Origin of the sequence: Streptomyces naganishii JCM 4654 (assembly GCF_014650575.1) — a bacterium.
Lineage (GTDB): Bacteria > Actinomycetota > Actinomycetes > Streptomycetales > Streptomycetaceae > Streptomyces > Streptomyces naganishii.
In genome coordinates this window covers 156,399-172,738 of the sequence record NZ_BMVF01000007.1, presented here as the reverse complement: position 1 = coordinate 172,738, position 16,340 = coordinate 156,399, and the positions used below count along the sequence as shown (strand labels likewise).

Genomic DNA, 16,340 nt, shown 5'->3' with positions numbered 1-16,340 from the left:
GGGTGCGGTGGGGGCGGTGAGCGCGGTGGGGGCGGTGAGCGCGGTGGGGGCGGTGAGCGCGGTGAGCGGGCTAGATGCGTTCGACCAGGTCGGCGATCGAGTCGACGGCCTCGGACGGGCGGAACGGGTAGCGGTCGACGTCCTGGGGCTGGGTGACGCCGCTCAGCACCAGGAACGTGCGCATCCCCGCCTCGAGGCCGGCGAGCACGTCGGTGTCCATGCGGTCACCGATCATGGCGGACGTCTCGGAGTGGGCCCCGATCGCGTTCAGCCCGGCGCGCATCATCAGCGGGTTGGGCTTGCCGACGAAGTACGGCTTCCTGCCGGTCGCGGCCGTGATGAGCGCGGCCACCGAGCCGGTGGCGGGCAGGTCGCCCTCGACGGACGGGCCCACGTTGTCGGGGTTGGTGGCGATGAACCGGGCGCCGTTGTTGATCAACCGCACGGCCTTGGTCAGGGCCTCGAAGGAGTACGTGCGGGTCTCGCCGAGGATCACGAAGTCGGGCTCGTGGTCGGTCAGGATGTACCCGATGTCGTGCAGCGCGGTGGTCAGGCCCGCCTCGCCGATGACGTACGCGCTGCCGCCGGGCCGCTGGTCGTCGAGGAACTGGGCGGTGGCCAGGGCGGAGGTCCAGATGTTCTCCTCCGGCACGTCCAGGCCCATGCGCCGCAGCCGGGCGTGCAGGTCGCGCGGGGTGTAGATGGAGTTGTTGGTCAGCACCAGGAACGGGCGTCCGGACTCCCGCAGCTTCTTCAGGAAGGCGTCGGCGCCGGGGATCGGGACGCCCTCGTGGATCAGGACACCGTCCATGTCGGTGAGCCACGACTCGATGGGCTTGCGGTCTGCCATGTGCGGGGTCTCCTGCCGTACGCGGGCCTGCGTGGCTCCAGCCTAGCCAGTGGCCCGATCTTGCCGAAACGGTCCGGCGGTCCGGCCTCCGGCCGGTACGGCGTGCCCTGACTCAGCGGCGCCTCCAGGTCAGTACGAGCGTTCCGCCGGCGGCCAGCAGCAGCGCGGTGGCGGTGATCACGCCGAGGAGAGTGGTGAGGCCGGTGCGGGCGAGTTCGTCGGCGAGGGTCGGACTGTCGGGGGTGCCGGTGGGGGTGGGCGAGCCGGTGGCGGGGATGCCGGTGGCCGGGGCGCCGGTTTCCGGCGTGACCGTGGCGGGGGCGGTGGCCGTGGCGGGGGCGGTGGCCGTGCCGGAGTCGATGTGGAAGCGGTAGTCGCCGGACTGGCCGACCCAGTCGCCGTCGTCGTCGTGCCGCTGGACGACGGCCGCGTTCGCGGTGACGTCGTCGGCCACGGCGTCGGAGGTGATCGCGAGCCGCGCCCTCACGGTGACGGTCTTGTGCGGGCCCACGGTGAACCCGGGCAGCCCCGCGTCGAACGGGCCGACGAGTTCGGCCTGGTCGGTGGTCTCCAGGCGCACCGGATGAGGACGGGAACCGTCGTAGAACTCCAGCCGCACCTGCCCGGCCTTCAGCGCGCGCTTGGCGTCGACGAGCACGACCACCGGGTGGATGGCGGCACAGCTGACGGAGGTGGTGTTGGTGAGATCGATGGAGAAGCTCCCGTATCCCCCTCCGGCGGTGTAACGGTCGGGGCCGCCGTGAATGCGGCTGCTGATGGGAAAGCGCCGATCACCGGCCCCACCGCAGACGGAACGCGAACCGGCATCGGCGGGAGGCGAACCGGAGGAGGTAGGACGCGAACCGGAGGAGGTAGGACGCGGGTCGGCGTGGGCGGCACGCGAGCCGGTGTCAGCGGGAAGTGAGTCGGCGTGGGCGGGCCCGGCCGGGACGAGGGCGGCTGCGGCAAGGCAGAGGGACAGGGACGAGCACAGTCGCATGAACACATGACCATGCCGCAGCGACCAGGCAATCGAGCGACACCACGGGCCCAACCGCCCCCGAACGGCCCCGCGAAATCCCTCACCCGGCGGGCGGATCCGTTCAGCGTGCGCCCCTCCCAGCCGCCGCAGCAGCCGGCAGGCCGACCCACTCAGCCGCCACCCCGGCCGGCGGGCAGCCCCCGCTCAGCCGTCCCCCGGCCGGCACGCAGGCCCTCTCGACCCTCGCCCCGGCCGAACACCGGTGCGAGGAGCAGTTGGGCCGCGCCCTCGGCCACCGCGCGTTCGCCGCCGGGGGCGAGTCGTACCGGTACCGCGCCGGCCGGGAGGCCCTCGCGGTGGGCCCGGGCGGCCAGTACCGCCGACACGCCCGCCACGAAGACGTCCGGCGCCGCGGCCACCGTACGGCCACCCAGCAGGACCAGTTCGATGTCCAGCAGCCCCACCAGGTTCGCGGCACCGGCGCCCAGCACCCGCGCCGCCTCCTCCGTCTCCCCGCGCGCCACCGCCGCAAGGCACAGCGCCTCCACGCACCCCCGGTCCCCGCACTCGCACGGCGGCCCGTCCAGCTGGATCACCTGGTGCCCGAACTCCCCCGCCCCCGTCCGCGCCCCCCGGTGCACACCGCCCCCGATCACCAGCCCGGCCCCGATGCCCGTACCCACATGCAGATACGCGAACGATCCCGCGCCGCCACCGCCACCGCCGTCGTCGTCGCCCCTCGCGACCGCGAGCCCGAGCGCGGCCGCGTTGGTGTCCTTGTCGACCACCACGGGCACCCCGAGCCGCCGCGCCAGTGTGTCCCGCAGCGGAAAGCCCTCCCATTCGGGAAACCCGGTCACCCGGCGCAGCACCCCGCCGCGGTGGTCCAGCGGCCCGGGCAGCGCGACCCCGACCCCGAGCAGCGACTCGGCGACCGGCGGCACCAGGCCCTCGACCTGCCGGGCCACCGCCTCCACCACGGCCTGCGCACCCACCCCCGGGCCCGCCGCGTCCAGGGGACCGCACCGCTCGCCGACCACCGTCCCGTTCAGGTCGGCCAGCACCGCGCGCACCTCGTCCCGGTCGACGTGGACCCCGATCGCGTGTCCCGCCCCGGGAACCAGCCGCAGCACCGTGCGCGGCTTGCCCCCCGTGGACGCCCGCCGGCCGGCCTCGGCGGCGAGCCCCTGCGCGCGCAGCCGGGCGGTGATCTTGCTGACGGCCTGCGGGGTGAGCCCGGTGCGCTCGGCGAGCTCCAGCCGGCTGATGCCCCCGGCCCCGGCCCCACGCAGCAGGTCGAGCACGAGGGCGGTGTTGTGGCTCCGCAGCGCGAGCAGGTTGGCCCCGGCGCCCGTACCCGCTCCCGGCCCCGGCCCCCCTCCGACGCGCGCGCCCGCCCCCGGCCCAGCGCCCACGCCTCCGCTCACACCCACACCCACCTCATCCTCACCGCTGCCACTCCCACTCCCCCTCCCGCCCACCGGCTCCTCGCCCCCATTCTCCCCCGCGCTTGCACTTCGGCAACAGCGTTGCGAAAGTAGGACGCATGACTGGCACACCCCTCCGCGCAGGTCTCGTCGGCTACGGCCTCGCCGGCTCCGTCTTCCACGCCCCGCTGATCGCAGCCACCGAGGGCCTGGTCCTCGACACGGTGGTCACCTCCAACCCGGAGCGGCAGGCGCAGGCCCGCGCGGAGTTCCCGGACGTCCGCATCGCCGCCGGCCCCGACGAGCTGTTCGCCCGCTCCGCCGAGCTGGACCTGATCGTCGTGGCGTCCCCGAACAAGACGCACGTCCCGCTCGCCACCGCCGCCCTGGAGGCCGGTCTGCCGGTCGTGGTGGACAAGCCGGTCGCGGGTACGGCGGCCGAGGCGCGCGGCCTGGCCGCCCTCGCGCGGGAGCGCGGCCTGCTGCTGTCCGTCTTCCAGAACCGCCGCTGGGACAACGACTTCCTCACCCTGCGCGAGCTGATCGCCGAGGGCGAGCTGGGCGACGTCTGGCGGTTCGAGTCCCGCTTCGAACGGTGGCGCCCCAAGCCCAAGGGCGGCTGGCGCGAGTCCGGCGACCCGGTGGAGATCGGCGGCCTGCTCTACGACCTCGGCAGCCACGTCGTCGACCAGGCGCTGGTGCTGTTCGGTCCCGTGACCCAGGTGTACGCCGAGTCGGTGGTGCGCCGGGCGGGGGCGGAGACCGACGACGACACGTTCATCGCGCTCACCCACGCGAACGGCGTCCGCTCCCACCTCTACGTCTCCGCGACGGCGGCCCAACTGGGCCCGCGTTTCCGGGTGCTGGGCTCGCGGGCGGGCTACGTGAAGTACGGCCTCGACCCCCAGGAGGCGGACCTGCGCGACGGACGGCGCCCCGGGCGCCCGGGCCAAGGCGGCTGGGGCACGGAGGAGGAGTCCCTGTGGGGCCGCGTCGGCGCCGGTGAGTCCCCGCTGACCGGCGGCGGCCGTCCCGTACCGACCCTGCCCGGCGACTACCCGGCGTACTACGCCGCCGTGGCCGCCGCCCTGCGCGAGGGCGCCCCCAACCCGGTGACCGCCGACGAGGCGGCCGCCGCGCTCGACGTGCTCGAGGCGGCCCGGCGCTCGGCCCGCGAGGGCGTGGCGGTGACCCTGTGACGACGAACAGGCCCACCCCGAGGTCCGTCCCCGGCTCCGCCCCCGAGTCCGCCGAGATCACCCCGGGTATCGAGGAGCTGGAGGCGCAGGAACGCCGTCTGGTCTTCCGGCGTTTCACCCACGACGACGCCTGGGCGCTCGGCTCGCTGCTGGTGGAGCTGGCGCGGGAGCGGCAGGCCCCGGTGGCGATCGACATCCACCGCGCCGGCCAGCAGCTCTTCCACGCGGCCCTGCCCGGCTCGACGCCGGACAACGACGCCTGGATCGCCCGCAAGCGGCGGGTGGTGGAGCGGTACGGCTCGGCGTCGTACCTGGTCGGCGCCCGCTTCCGGGCCAAGGGGACGACCTTCGAGGACTCCTCCCGGCTGGACCCCGACGCCTACGCGGCGCACGGCGGCTCCTTCCCGGTCACCGTGGACGGCGTCGGCGTGGTCGGCGCGGTGACCGTCTCCGGCCTGCCCCAGCTCCAGGACCACCGGCTGGTGGTGGAGGCGCTGGAGCGGTTCCTCGAAGGGCGGGACGAGTAGCCCCTTCGCGGCTCCCCCGGGGATTATCGGCGCGTTCCCCAGGGTTGGGGTGGCTGTAGGCGCGATGATCACGGCACCCGCCCGGAGGGACTGGAACGATGAGCGACACGGCAGCACCGCTGAAGCAGAGGGTCGGACGCTACGGCGTCTGGAGCATCGGCCTGCGCTCGGAGGACCCCGCGCGCCGCGGTGAGATCGCCGACGCGGCCGCCGAGCTGGAGGAGCTCGGCTACGGCACGGCCTGGCTCGGCGGCAGCAGCGCGCCCGGCAACGCCGCCCCGCTGCTGGAGGCGACCTCGCGGCTCGTCGTGGGCACCAGCATCCAGAGCATCTGGCAGCACGACGCCGAGGCGAGCGCGGCCGGTTTCGCCGGGCTGGAGTCGGCCCACCCCGGCCGTTTCGTACTGGGCCTCGGCGTGAGCCACGCCAAGCTCGCGGAGCAGTACCGCCGCCCGTACTCGGCGCTGGTCGCCTATCTCGACGCCCTGGACGCGGCCGGGGTGCCCGCCGGGCGCCGGGTGCTGGCGGCGCTCGGCCCGAAGACGCTCGAGCTGTCCCGGGACCGGGCGGCGGGCGCGGTGCCGTACCTGGTCACGGCGGAGCACACCGCGCAGGCCCGCGAGGTGCTGGGCGAAGCCCCGCTCCTGGCCCCGGAGTTGAAGGTCGTCCTGGACGAGGACCCCGAGCGCGCGCGTACGACGGCCCGGGACTACCTCGCCATGTACCTCGCGCTGCCCAACTACACCAACAACTTCCTGCGGCTGGGCTTCACCGAGGACGACCTCAAGGACGGCGGCAGCGACCGCCTGGTCGACGCGGTGTTCGCGTGGGGCGACGACGCCCGGATCCGCGCCCGCGTGGAGGAGTTCTTCGCGGCGGGCGCGGACCACGTGGCGCTCCAGGTGGTGGTGGCGGGCGCCGAACGCGAGTCGCTGCCGAGGCAGGGGTGGCGCCGCGTGGCGGCCCTCCTCGGCTGAGCGCGGACCCTCAACGGCGGGGCGGCTAGGCGTCCTTGAGCTCCTGGCGCTGGCGCCCCAGCCCCTCCACCTCCAGTTCGACCACGTCCCCGGCCCTCAGGTAGGGCTTGGGGTCGGGCCGGCCCATGGCCACCCCGGCGGGCGTACCGGTGTTGATGACGTCGCCGGGGTGGAGAGTCATGAACTGGCTCACGTAGCGCACGACTTCGGCGACGGGGAAGATCTGCTCGGCGGTGCTGCCGTCCTGCTTGAGCTCCCCGTTGACCCACAGCCGGAGCGGCAGCCGCTGCGGGTCGGGCACCTCGTCCGCCGTCACGAGCCAGGGGCCCAGCGGGTTGAAGGTCTCGCAGTTCTTCCCCTTGTCCCAGGTCCCGCCGCGCTCGATCTGGAACTCGCGCTCGGACACGTCGTGCGCCACCGCGTACCCGGCCACGTGCGCGAGGGCCTCCTCGTGCGACTCCAGATAGCGGGCCGTACGCCCGATGACGACCGCGAGTTCGACCTCCCAGTCCGTCTTCGTGGACCCGCGCGGCACCAGCACGGTGTCGTCGGGGCCGACCACGGTGTCCGGCGCCTTGAGGAAGATCACCGGCTCGGCGGGCGGCGCCGCGCCGGTCTCGCGGGCGTGGTCGTGGTAGTTCAGCCCGATGCACACGATCTTGCCGATCCGTGCGAGCGGCGGCCCGATCCGCAGCCCGGCCGCGTCCAGCACGGGAAGCTGCCCCGCCACGGCGGCGTCCCGTACCCGGCCGAGCGCGGCGTCGTCGGCGAGCAGGGCCCCGTCGATGTCCGGGACCACGCCCGACAGGTCCCGCAGGGTCCCGTCCGCGTCCAGCAGCGCAGGGCGCTCCGCACCCGCCGTACCGACTCGCAGCAGCTTCATCTTCCCCATCTCCCTCACTCGCGGGCGGCCCGCCCGAGCGTCACGATCCGGGTGCGGCGGTACCGTCCGTCGGAGGCCTGTCCGATCCTCCAAGCCCACCGTCCACTCCGCAAGACCCGGTTCACGTACTGGACCGGGTCATGGTCCCCCCGCCGCACCTCACCTCACCTGATCACCGGTACAGCAGCACCCGCTCGACCGTGCTCCACGCCGTACTGGTCACCACGTACAGCGCGGCGGCCAGCGGCACGACGGCGACGGTGACGAGCGTGAGGAAGGACATGAACGGCAGGGCCCTGGCGATCGCACCGGCCGCACCGCCGCCCTCCGGTGCGGGCAGGACTTCCGTACTGTGGCGCGCGCGCCGGTAGTTGAGGCCGGCGAGGAGGGCGACGACCGCGAACAGCGCCCCGTACACGCCCCCGGCCGCCCCGAAGACCTGGCCGTCGCCGAGCACGTCCACCCACCGCCCGCCGAGCGGCGCCGCGAACAGCCCGTGCCCGAGCAGCCCGCCGGACCCGTCACTCGGCGCGGGACGCGAGAACAGGTGGTAGAGGAGGAAGAAGGCGGGCAACTGGCACAGACTCGCCGGCACGCCCGACAGCGGCGACACCTTCTCCGCCGCGTGCAGTTCCAGCACCGCCTGCCGCAGCCTCCGCGGATCCTTCCGGTGCTTCTTCCGCAGCTCGGCGATTCTCGGCTGGAGCGCGGCCCGGGCCCGCTGTCCGCGCGCGGCGGCCCGGGAGAGGGGATGGACGAGGAGCCGTACGAGCGCGGTGAACAGGACGATCGCGGCGGCGGCCGCGGAGGCGTGGAACAGCGGCTGGAGCAGGTCGGCGAGCTGCTCGACCAGGCGCTCGAGCAGGTGGGTGAGTACGGACATGGGTGAGCCCTCCGGGGGTCTCGTCGTGCCGGAAGCGAGGACATGACGGCAGGACGACCCGCGCAGGGCGAGCTGGGTGGTGGAACAGCAAGAACGCGCCCTACGCGACGACGGTCGCCGCAGGAGCGCGCCCGGGCGCTCTGGGCCGGCGACGTCCGGGCGCGTCGGGATCACGCTGCGGCAGGAAGGCCGTACGGCGGTCCCGGTCCCGAAGTGCCGTACGCACCCGGGTCGGCGGAACGACGGGCACGCACCGCGAGGCGAGCAGCGCGCAGGCGACGAGCGCCGCCCCGGCGGCGACGGTCACGGACAGGCCCCCGCCGTCGAACAGCCCGAGCTGGACGACGAGGAGCAGGACCGGAAGCAGCATCAGCGCCGGCGGCGCGGCGGTGGCGAGGGGACGGCGACGAAGCCGGTCACGGATCACGGCTCGCCTCCCTGGCGTCCCTCGCGTCGGAGTCTTCGTACCGTGAGGACGCGGCCGACGGGTACGACGGTTCCACGAGGCCGCGGTCCTGGCCGCGGTCCTGGCCACGGCCGGCGCGGTCATCGTGGCCGCATCGAGGTGAGGGTGCCCCAGACCACGAGCCGGTACCGGGAGGTGAACTCCGGGGTGCAGGTGGTGAGGGTGACGTAGCAGCCGGGGCTCCGGTATCCGTACGCGGGCCTCACCAGGCTCCTGGGCACGGGCCGGATCACCCCGTCGTCCCGCGCCGAGGTCTGCGGGAGGACCTGGTCGACGGCGTAGGCGTAGACGGCGGTGCGCGTCTCGACCTCGACGAGGTCGCGCGGTCGCAGCCGGTCGAGGTACCGGAAGGGCTCGCCGTGCGTGTTGCGGTGCCCGGCGAGCGCGAAGTTGCCCGCCTGTCCGGGCTGTTGGGTGCCGGGGTAGTGACCGGCGTACCCCTTGTTGAGCACGTCCTGGCGTCCGACCCCTTCGGCGACGGGCACGCGGAGGTGGAGACGGGGGATGACGAGAACGGCGTAGGCCTGCGACCAGTCCGGCCGCGGCGGCCCGGACACGGCGGTCGGCGCAGACCCCTGGCCGCCACCACCCGCCGCCGGCCCACCGGACGCACCGGACCCGCCGATGGCACGGGACGCCCCCGAGTCACCCCCCGCCGCCGATGCCGCCGATGCCGGCGCTCCCCGCGCCGCCCCACCCGCGCGGGACACCCCCCACTCCCGCTCCAGGGCCCGCACCTCCCGCGCGGCCCCCTGCCTCGCCTCCCGGTTGGTCCACCACAGCTGGTGGACGACCAGCAGCAGGAGCAGCACCCCCGCGGTGAGGAGCACCTCGCCCCCGGTCCACAGCGCCCGCCGCCGCAGCGCGCGCCTCCGCCGGGTCCGGTGCTGCACGACGGGAACCCGCATACGCCCGCCCTCCTCCCGCCTCGGCCCGGCGCACCATACGAGCGGCGGCCGAAGGTTGCCAGCCATACGCACCGAGGGCCGGAAGCCGGCGGAGAACGACGTCCCTCCCGTCCCCCTGGCCTGCAGATACCTGACTGTTGTCGCCGCCCGGCAGTACGGTGTCCCCCATGCGCCCCGACACGCCCGCCGAAAACGTCGACCACACCGCCGAAGCCGCCCGCCTGGAGCGGACCGCAGGCCTGTATCCCGAGGACGCCGAGGCCCTGCTCCTCCGGGCCGCGGCCCACCTGGAACTGTCCGGCGACCGCCCCGCCGCGACGACGCTCTACGACCGCCTGCTGTCGTCCCCCGACGGCCTGGAGAACCCCCACCTGATCCGCGCCCTGAAGGCCGCCAACCTGTGGGAGTACGACCACGAGGCGGAGGCCAGGGCGATCATCGACGGAATCAGGGCCACCGCGCCCAGGGACCCGGCCCCCTGGGTGATCGTCGCGGAGTCACTGGAGACCCACGACGAGCTGGAGGCGGCGCACAAGACCTTCACGGAGGCCGTGGAGTTGCTGCTGGCCGACGCCGAGCAGCCCCCGTACGCCACGCATCCGCTGCTCTTCGGCCGCCACCGGGTGCGCCGCATGCTGGGCGCGGCCCACGACGACTGGGACATGCTCGCCGACACCCTGCACTCCTCCCCGGTCTCCCTGGACGAGCTCCACGACCCCAAGCGGGTCTGGTCCCTCGGCTCGGAGAACCCGGCGGAGCTGGAGGCGGAGATCGCCCGCCTGCGCGCGGAGCTGGGCACCTACCGCGAGGCCCTCTCGCGCCCCTTCCCGGTAGCCGTCCTGCACTGGCCGGCGCCGGAACTGGCCGAACTCCTCACGGCGTACGGCGACCTCGCTGCGGAGTACCCCTCCCACGAGGCCCACCTGGCGACGATAGAGGCGTCCCTACGCGAACTGTCCGCCTCCGGCACCCCCAACCTGGGCATCGTCACCGGCACGGTCCCCTCCTACGAGGCCTTCGCGGCCTCGGAGGGCACCTCCCCGTCCGACCCGGCCCTCCTGCCCCAGTACGCGACGACTTTGGCGGCCAGGGGCCGCGCGGTCCCGTGGCCACCCCAGCGAGGCGAGTCCTGCTGGTGCGGCTCGAACCGCCCCTACACCGACTGCCACGGAGTCCCCACACCTACGGCAACCGACTGAGCCACCGGCAGACCGGCACCCACGCGAACAAGTCAGCACCGAAGCGGAGCACGAGCGCGGCCACCGGCCGGGCCCGGCTCCGCAACGAGGTCGGCGGAACAGGTGGAGCCGATACACCGGCAGGCCAGGCGCCGCCCTGACCTGCCGCTGCCTCATGAAGCCGTCGACGAAGCCGCCGGTGTCCGCTCATGGCTGCCATAGGGACGCGTGATGATCTCCATGCCATGCCCGGCCGGATCCAGGAAGTACAGGCCGCGTCCACCGTGGTGGTGGTTGATCTCTCCAGGCTGCTTCAGATGCGGATCGGCGTAGTACGTGACACCGCCCTGCTGGATACGCTCGAAGGCCGCGTCGAACTCCGCGTCGGAGACCAGGAACGCGTAGTGCTGCATGACGATCGACTCCGCCGGGACGGCGGCGAAGTCCAGGGTGACCCCGTTGCTGGTGGCCACGGGAACGAACGGACCCCACTCGGTCCCGACCTCAAGCCCCAGGATGCGCGCCAGGAACTCGGCCGACTCCCGGTTGTCCCGGGCATGGATGATGGTGTGATTCAACTCGACTGACATGTGTGGAATGCCTCCGCAAGGCACCTCACGGCACCTCCATGCCTCACCCAGCCGGTGACCGACACGCGATGCGCGCGCACGACCCTAAACAGCAGCGCCCACACCGTCGAGGCGCCTTACGAGGAAGCAGACCTTTCCGGCCACGAAGCGTCACGCACCCCCAGCCCAAGCCAAGAGGCAGCCGACACTAACTGACCGTACGAGCGTGAGCGTTGGGGGTCTCTCCGGGTTACGGGGAGGGCGCCACCCGCTGCGGCAGCCGCGTGCGACCACGCGCCCGCGCGTGCGGAGCCGGTGTCGCGTTACGCACTGTCGCCGCACCGACACCCGCGATAACCTGCGGGGTGGACTGTGACGGCACACCAGGTGAGACGCGGGGGGACCGTGGGGCGGCGCGAGGTGCGAGATCACTATGACGGGCTCGCAGCCGATTACGACGAGCACTGGGTCTACGGCCCCGAGTACATCCCATGGATGTCCGCCCGGATCGCGGAAGCGTTGGAACTCCGTCCCACCGACCGCATCGCGGACATCGGTTCGGGCACAGGTCTGTTCGCGAGGGAAGTGGCCCGGCAGCTACGACCCCGCCGGCCCGTCCTGTGCGTCGACCCTTCCGAAGCGATGCTGCGCGGGCTCGGCACACCGCCTCCGCCCACGCTGACGCCGGTCGTCGCGTCCGCCGAGGACATCGCCGAAGGCCGGACGCGCCTTCCGTACGAGCGACTCGACGCGATGTGGCTGAAGGAGTCGGTGCACCACGTCGCCGACCCCGCGCACACGTTGCGAGGCCTCGCAGGCCGGCTGGCTCCCGGCGGCCGGCTCCTGGTGGTCATGCTTCCCGCCACCATCCAGTACCCCTTGTTCGCGGCCGCCCTCGCCCGCTTCGAGGAACTCCAGCCGGACCCGGCCGTCATCCAGGGACATCTGAGAGACGCGGGACTCGAGACCCGGCTCGACCACGTGCAGCACGAGTTGCGCATCGACCGGGACAAGTACCTCGGCATGGTCCGCGCCCGCTACATGTCCCTGCTCTCCACCTTCACCGACGCCGAGATCCAGAAGGGCGTCGAGGAGATGCGAGCCGCCCACCCGGAGCCCGTCCTGGTCTTTCCCGACCGGTTCGCCTTCGTCCTCGGCCGACGACCGGAGGAGAGCGCGTGAGCACCGTGGTGGACGAGCGCTTGCGGCGGCTGCGCAGGGAGCTGGACGACCACTCGCGGATCGCCGACCGTCTCGGTCTCGACCTGGAGCGCCCGTTACGGTCCTTGAACGACGGCTATCCCGAGAACGCGGTCGCGCTCGTAGGCAAGCTGACCGAGAAGCTCCTCAAAGAACTGTGGCGCCACCACGACGTCGAGGGCGACCCTGCCACCAAGGCGCTGAACGACCTCGTGAAGCGCTGCCGTCCGTACATCCGCAGCAGCACGGTCCTCGACGCGCTCGACGACATCCGGCGCCTGCGCAACCGCTCCACCCACGACGGCTACGACATCAGCGACGAGGACGGGCTGCTCGCGGTCCGCCGACTCGTGGACGTGCTGGTCTGGTTCACCGACACCGGCAGCGCCGCCCTGCTCGGCGGGGAACCCGATCTCGCGCCTGAGGTGGCACGCCGCTGCGAATTCCTGGCCGGGCTCCACGTCACCCTCGGCTACCGGCAGGCCAAGCGCTTCGTCCTCAGCCCGGACACCGTGTACCTGCTGTTCTGCCGGGAGTCGGGGATCCGGCTCGAATACGTGGAGCTGATGCTCTCGCGGGACGCCGACGACCTGGGCGCCGTCCTCGCCTCGCGGGGAGGTGAACTGCTGCGCACCCGGCTGCCCAAACTCACCCGTTTCGTCGTCGTGGACGATGACGGCAGGAGCGGAGGCTCCGGTGCTCTCCACCAACTCCTGGGCACCGACTTCCGGATCGTGCGGTACGACGGCTTCGTCGACACCGTCGTCAGCCTCGACATCCACCTCTCCGGACTCACCGGCAACACCGTCGAGGAGGTCGCCGACGGCACCACGCCGCAACCGCGACTCGCCGTCGCCGCCACGGCCCTGACCACTGACCCGCGCACCGGCGAGCAGACGGTGACGGAGTCGGGTGACGCGGCGGGCCTCCTGACCCGGCTCGCACGCGGAAGCGCCAACATCCTCGTCACCGGCCGGCCGGGCAGCGGCAAGAGCACCCTCCTGTGCGCCCTGGCCACCGACCCCGGCATCCGCCGCTTCCGCTTCTACTTCGACCTCGGCCTCAAGCCGAAGGACGAGCCCTTCTCCGAGTACGCGGCCCGCCTCCTCGCCCCGGCCATGGCCCCTTCGGACCGCTCCCGCGCGTACGACCTCTTCCTCTACCTGATCCGCTCCGGGACCGCCCTGTGCGTGCTCGACGCCGTGGACGAGGGCGTCGAGGAACCGAGCGCCGCCGGGTTCCTGCGCCTGTTCACCGATCTCGCGGCCGTGCTGTCCGCCGAGTCGGCCGTCGTCATGAGCTCCAGGGTCTCCTTCCTCGCGGACTCACCCCAGGTGCGCCAACTGCTCGACAACGGCGCCGGACGGTCCGAACAACTCGTCGAGCAGATGTACGCGAACGGCATCGAACCGTCCCGCGTCCCGCACTTCCACGTGGTACGCCTGACCGAGCCCGAGGCGACCCCGCTGGAAAGGCGGCTGACCACCCGGCTCGGCCTCCCCTTGGGGCAGCCGCTCGCGGACATCCTGGGCGCCCACATCACGCGAACGCTCGCCGAGGCCGGCCGGCCGGACCTGGAGCGGCGCCTGCCCGCCGCGCTCGGCCGGCCGTTCCTCGCCGACCGGACCGTCTTCTCCCTGCTCGACCTGCACCGCGTCCTGGGTGCCGACGCCTTCACGGGCGGACGCCTCGACCCGGCGGCCTGCGTCCTCGCCCCGCTGCTGCGCCCCGCGGGGCCGGACCACGTCGCCTTCGTGCACACCGCGTACCAGGAACTGCTGGCTGCCCGGTATCTCAGCGACCCGGCCAACCTGGACGCGGCCGCGGACATCCCCGGCGGCGCCTTCCTGACTGAACAGGTACGCGCCTTCCTCGCGGGCCTGTCCGGCGACGCCGGCGACACGCGCGACGACTGCGTGCTGCCCGCCGGGGCCTACGTGGTCGGGCCGGCCGAACGGCTGCTGATCCGCCGCGTCGAGCGCCCCGTGCGCTTCGACCGCCGTGCCGTGACCGTCGCACGCTACCGCCGCTTCCTCGACGCGCTCGACGCGGACGGCACATCGCGCTGGGACCACCCCGACCAGCCGGCGCACGTCACCCACCGCCCGTGGACCGACCGGCTGCGCCACCGCGACTACTACGAGAACCCGCGCTACGACGACCACCCGGCGATCTGCGTCAACTGGTGGAGCGCCTACGCCTTCGCCGCGTTCGAGGGCAAGCGGCTGCCGACCGCTCTCGAATGGGAAGCGGCCGCACGCGGCGCCGACGGACGCCTCTTCCCCTGGGGCGACGCCCCGGACACCAGCCGCGTCAACTGCGCCGACGCCTGGGTCGGGCATCCCGTCGTGACCTACCAGGCGTGGTACCGGGACTTCGCAGGCGACGCCGTCCGCCGCGCCGGCGCGACCCCCTCCGACGAACGTCCCGGCAACCGTTCCCCGTTCGGCGTGCGGGACATGGTGGGCAACTGCTGGGAGTGGACCTCCACGAGCCTGGACGACCCCGCCGAGGCCGTCATCTGCGGCGGCAGCTACGACAACCCGATGCGCGCGGTGCAGACCAGCACCAAGGGCCTTTACCGCAAGCGCGGCGGAAGCAACGCGGTCGGCTTCCGCTGCGTACAGGACGTCGACCCGGTGGACGGCCCCGCCACGACGCCGGCAGCCGGCACGAGCGCGACGGAAGGAACGACGACGGCATGAGCGGCGGACCACGGCACGGCACCATCGTCGACCGCCGGCCGAGCGGCGGCGGAGCAAGCGGCGCACTGGGCTCCTACATCGTCCGGGACGAGGAGGAGGAGCGGTACTACAGCTTCGACTACCGGCAGATCGTGACCGAGGGATTCCGCACCATCCGCACCGGTGAACGGGTCCGCTTCCACATCTCCCCCGAGAGTCCCGACCGCGCGGAGTTCGTCATCCGCCTCGACCAGCCCGACCCGGCGGCGTACTACCGGTGACCGGCAACGAGGTACCACGCCTCGACGATGTCACGGGCGCCCGGCAGGAGCTGACCGTCGTCCTGCCCGCCCGGCTCCGCAGCGCTCCCGGCTGGCCGGAGGGCCCCTTCCCCTTCGAGCTCGGCAGCCGCCGTACGGACGCGCCGACCAGGTCGACGTACTTCACCCCGGCCTCCGCCCGTGCCCTCTACGGCGCTCTCGGACGGCCACGGCGCTGGCACCTGCCGCTCGACGTCAAGCATGACGGGCTGCGCCTGCTCGGTCTGGAACTCCTCCGTGCTGCCACCGCCCGCGACCCCGAGCACGCCCTCGCCGTACTCCACTTCACCGTGGAGCGACCGCTGCTGCCGGTCCTGCGGTCCCTCGCCGGCCGACGGCCCGCCGCGGACGACGAGCCGGTGCCCGGCCTCACCGGCCCGTTCGACCCGGCCGCGCTCCTCGCCGGGATCGCCGACGTACGCGACTCCGCCACACCCTTCGCCCTCGCCCGCCCGTACACGATCGCCTTCCTGACCCCGACGGACCGGCACACCCCCGCCCTCCGCGTCAGCCCGGAGGAAGAGGTGCCCGCTACGGCCGACCGCTGGCTGTGGCAGCTGGCTTCCCGCTCCAACTCGGCGGACTTCCCTCTGGCCCCGGAGACCGCCGCCGCAGAACTCAAGGGGGCCGTACGGATCTCCGCGGACTGGAGCGCCCTGGTGCTACGGCAGGGCGCTGCCTTCCTCGGCCACCGGCCCGACACGGGCGAGGGCGACTTCTTCGAGTTCGGGGCGCTGCACTCCCGTACCGTCTACCTCGACGCCCTGCTGCTCGGCTCCCTCCAGCGCGACCACATCGACGAACTCACCGACGAACTGTCGGATGTGTTCACCGCCTCCCCTCGACGCCTGGCTCGCCGCGTCGCCACCCTGGAGCGCAGCATCGCCCTCTTCCGCAGCGGCTACTGGCGCCAGCACCTGACCGCCCACGGCCCCGCCAACGAGCTCCTGCTCGCCTTCCAGAACCAGCACCGCCTCCCGGCCCGCTTCACCGAGATCCTCGCCGAGGCCGCCGACTACAGCCGCCTCGTCCAGACCCAGGAGAGCCAGCAGATCAGCGGCGCCCTGGGCGTCCTCACCATCCTGGGCCTCCCCCTCGGCACAGCCCTGGGCATCCTCCAGGTCCTCGGCGACCAGTCGGTAGCCCACCTCTGCGTGGGCCTCGGCTTGTCGGTCGCGGCGACCGTGGCGGCGCTTACGACGCGATACGGGAGGTTGGTGTTGTCCTCGTTGCGGGGCGGGGAGAGCGGGCGGTAGGGCTTCCCCACATAGTGGCCACCAAGTCGTA

The 16,340-nt window shown here is 73.1% G+C and carries 16 protein-coding genes; 8 read left to right on the top strand and 8 right to left on the bottom strand.

All coding sequences use genetic code 11. The features are described 5' to 3' along the window. Positions 1 to 70: 70 nt before the first annotated feature. The 3 genes from IE217_RS15000 to IE217_RS14990 all read right to left on the bottom strand — a co-directional run bounded on the left by IE217_RS15000 (position 71) and on the right by IE217_RS14990 (position 3,259). A complete protein-coding gene (locus tag IE217_RS15000; protein WP_190178347.1) occupies positions 71 to 850 on the bottom strand; it encodes an HAD-IIA family hydrolase in 780 nt (259 codons plus the stop codon). A 112-nt stretch (positions 851 to 962) separates the two neighbouring features. Beyond that, positions 963 to 1,514, bottom strand: a complete 552-nt coding sequence (locus IE217_RS35250) for a hypothetical protein (protein ID WP_190178346.1) — start codon at positions 1,512 to 1,514, stop codon at positions 963 to 965. Positions 1,515 to 2,002: 488 nt separating this feature from the next. Continuing rightward, positions 2,003 to 3,259 (bottom strand): ROK family transcriptional regulator, encoded by a 1,257-nt coding sequence (locus IE217_RS14990; RefSeq protein WP_190178345.1) that lies wholly within the window; start codon positions 3,257 to 3,259, stop codon positions 2,003 to 2,005. A 119-nt stretch (positions 3,260 to 3,378) separates the two neighbouring features. Between IE217_RS14990 and IE217_RS14985 the strand changes: the two genes are divergently transcribed. The 3 genes from IE217_RS14985 (at position 3,379) to IE217_RS14975 (ending at position 5,962) form a co-directional block, all read left to right on the top strand. Next, entirely contained in the window at positions 3,379 to 4,458 is a 1,080-nt protein-coding gene (locus IE217_RS14985; protein ID WP_190178344.1) for a Gfo/Idh/MocA family oxidoreductase, read from the top strand. Between the two features lie 56 nt (positions 4,459 to 4,514). After that, positions 4,515 to 4,985, top strand: a complete 471-nt coding sequence (locus IE217_RS14980; RefSeq protein ID WP_190178569.1) for a heme-degrading domain-containing protein — start codon at positions 4,515 to 4,517, stop codon at positions 4,983 to 4,985. Positions 4,986 to 5,083: 98 nt separating this feature from the next. Further along, positions 5,084 to 5,962 (top strand): LLM class F420-dependent oxidoreductase, encoded by an 879-nt coding sequence (locus IE217_RS14975; RefSeq protein WP_190178343.1) that lies wholly within the window; start codon positions 5,084 to 5,086, stop codon positions 5,960 to 5,962. Between the two features lie 25 nt (positions 5,963 to 5,987). Here the strand turns inward: IE217_RS14975 and IE217_RS14970 are convergent, their stop codons facing one another. From IE217_RS14970 to IE217_RS14955, 4 genes are all read right to left on the bottom strand, one after another. Continuing rightward, the gene (locus IE217_RS14970; protein ID WP_190178342.1) at positions 5,988 to 6,845 is read right to left on the bottom strand and encodes a fumarylacetoacetate hydrolase family protein; all 858 of its coding nucleotides are present in this window, start codon (positions 6,843 to 6,845) and stop codon (positions 5,988 to 5,990) included. Positions 6,846 to 7,017: 172 nt separating this feature from the next. Further along, complete coding sequence (gene yidC, locus IE217_RS14965; protein ID WP_190178341.1) at positions 7,018 to 7,728, bottom strand: membrane protein insertase YidC; 711 nt, start codon at positions 7,726 to 7,728, stop codon at positions 7,018 to 7,020. Between the two features lie 100 nt (positions 7,729 to 7,828). Further along, positions 7,829 to 8,155, bottom strand: coding sequence for a DUF6412 domain-containing protein (locus IE217_RS14960; protein ID WP_373298028.1), 327 nt, complete (start codon positions 8,153 to 8,155; stop codon positions 7,829 to 7,831). A 119-nt stretch (positions 8,156 to 8,274) separates the two neighbouring features. Continuing rightward, entirely contained in the window at positions 8,275 to 9,102 is an 828-nt protein-coding gene (locus tag IE217_RS14955) for a class E sortase (protein WP_190178340.1), read from the bottom strand. Between the two features lie 167 nt (positions 9,103 to 9,269). Between IE217_RS14955 and IE217_RS14950 the strand changes: the two genes are divergently transcribed. Further along, a complete protein-coding gene (locus tag IE217_RS14950; protein ID WP_190178339.1) occupies positions 9,270 to 10,301 on the top strand; it encodes an SEC-C domain-containing protein in 1,032 nt (343 codons plus the stop codon). Positions 10,302 to 10,453: 152 nt separating this feature from the next. Here IE217_RS14950 and IE217_RS14945 read toward each other — a convergent pair whose 3' ends face one another. Then, positions 10,454 to 10,870 (bottom strand): VOC family protein, encoded by a 417-nt coding sequence (locus tag IE217_RS14945; protein ID WP_190178338.1) that lies wholly within the window; start codon positions 10,868 to 10,870, stop codon positions 10,454 to 10,456. A 399-nt stretch (positions 10,871 to 11,269) separates the two neighbouring features. Here IE217_RS14945 and IE217_RS14940 point away from each other — a divergent pair, with 399 nt between their 5' ends. The 4 genes from IE217_RS14940 to IE217_RS14925 are packed head-to-tail and all read left to right on the top strand — an operon-like array spanning position 11,270 to position 16,309. Next, complete coding sequence (locus IE217_RS14940; RefSeq protein WP_229865305.1) at positions 11,270 to 12,031, top strand: class I SAM-dependent methyltransferase; 762 nt, start codon at positions 11,270 to 11,272, stop codon at positions 12,029 to 12,031. Further along, positions 12,028 to 14,754 carry an SUMF1/EgtB/PvdO family nonheme iron enzyme gene (locus IE217_RS14935; protein WP_190178337.1) on the top strand — a complete coding sequence of 909 codons (2,727 nt, stop codon included), beginning with the start codon at positions 12,028 to 12,030 and terminating at the stop codon, positions 14,752 to 14,754. Before IE217_RS14940 ends, IE217_RS14935 begins: the two co-directional genes overlap by 4 nt. Further along, entirely contained in the window at positions 14,751 to 15,014 is a 264-nt protein-coding gene (locus tag IE217_RS14930) for a hypothetical protein (protein ID WP_190178336.1), read from the top strand. Before IE217_RS14935 ends, IE217_RS14930 begins: the two co-directional genes overlap by 4 nt. After that, positions 15,011 to 16,309 carry a hypothetical protein gene (locus IE217_RS14925; RefSeq protein ID WP_190178335.1) on the top strand — a complete coding sequence of 433 codons (1,299 nt, stop codon included), beginning with the start codon at positions 15,011 to 15,013 and terminating at the stop codon, positions 16,307 to 16,309. Before IE217_RS14930 ends, IE217_RS14925 begins: the two co-directional genes overlap by 4 nt. Positions 16,310 to 16,340: the final 31 nt, after the last annotated feature.

Coding starts and splice junctions, on each gene's coding strand:
- IE217_RS15000 (WP_190178347.1), bottom strand. CDS start 850: ATGGCAGACCGCAAGCCCATCGAGTCGTGGCTCACCGACATGGACGGT.
- IE217_RS14985 (WP_190178344.1), top strand. CDS start 3,379: ATGACTGGCACACCCCTCCGCGCAGGTCTCGTCGGCTACGGCCTCGCC.
- IE217_RS14975 (WP_190178343.1), top strand. CDS start 5,084: ATGAGCGACACGGCAGCACCGCTGAAGCAGAGGGTCGGACGCTACGGC.
- IE217_RS14970 (WP_190178342.1), bottom strand. CDS start 6,845: ATGAAGCTGCTGCGAGTCGGTACGGCGGGTGCGGAGCGCCCTGCGCTG.
- yidC (WP_190178341.1), bottom strand. CDS start 7,728: ATGTCCGTACTCACCCACCTGCTCGAGCGCCTGGTCGAGCAGCTCGCC.
- IE217_RS14955 (WP_190178340.1), bottom strand. CDS start 9,102: ATGCGGGTTCCCGTCGTGCAGCACCGGACCCGGCGGAGGCGCGCGCTG.
- IE217_RS14950 (WP_190178339.1), top strand. CDS start 9,270: ATGCGCCCCGACACGCCCGCCGAAAACGTCGACCACACCGCCGAAGCC.
- IE217_RS14945 (WP_190178338.1), bottom strand. CDS start 10,870: ATGTCAGTCGAGTTGAATCACACCATCATCCATGCCCGGGACAACCGG.
- IE217_RS14930 (WP_190178336.1), top strand. CDS start 14,751: ATGAGCGGCGGACCACGGCACGGCACCATCGTCGACCGCCGGCCGAGC.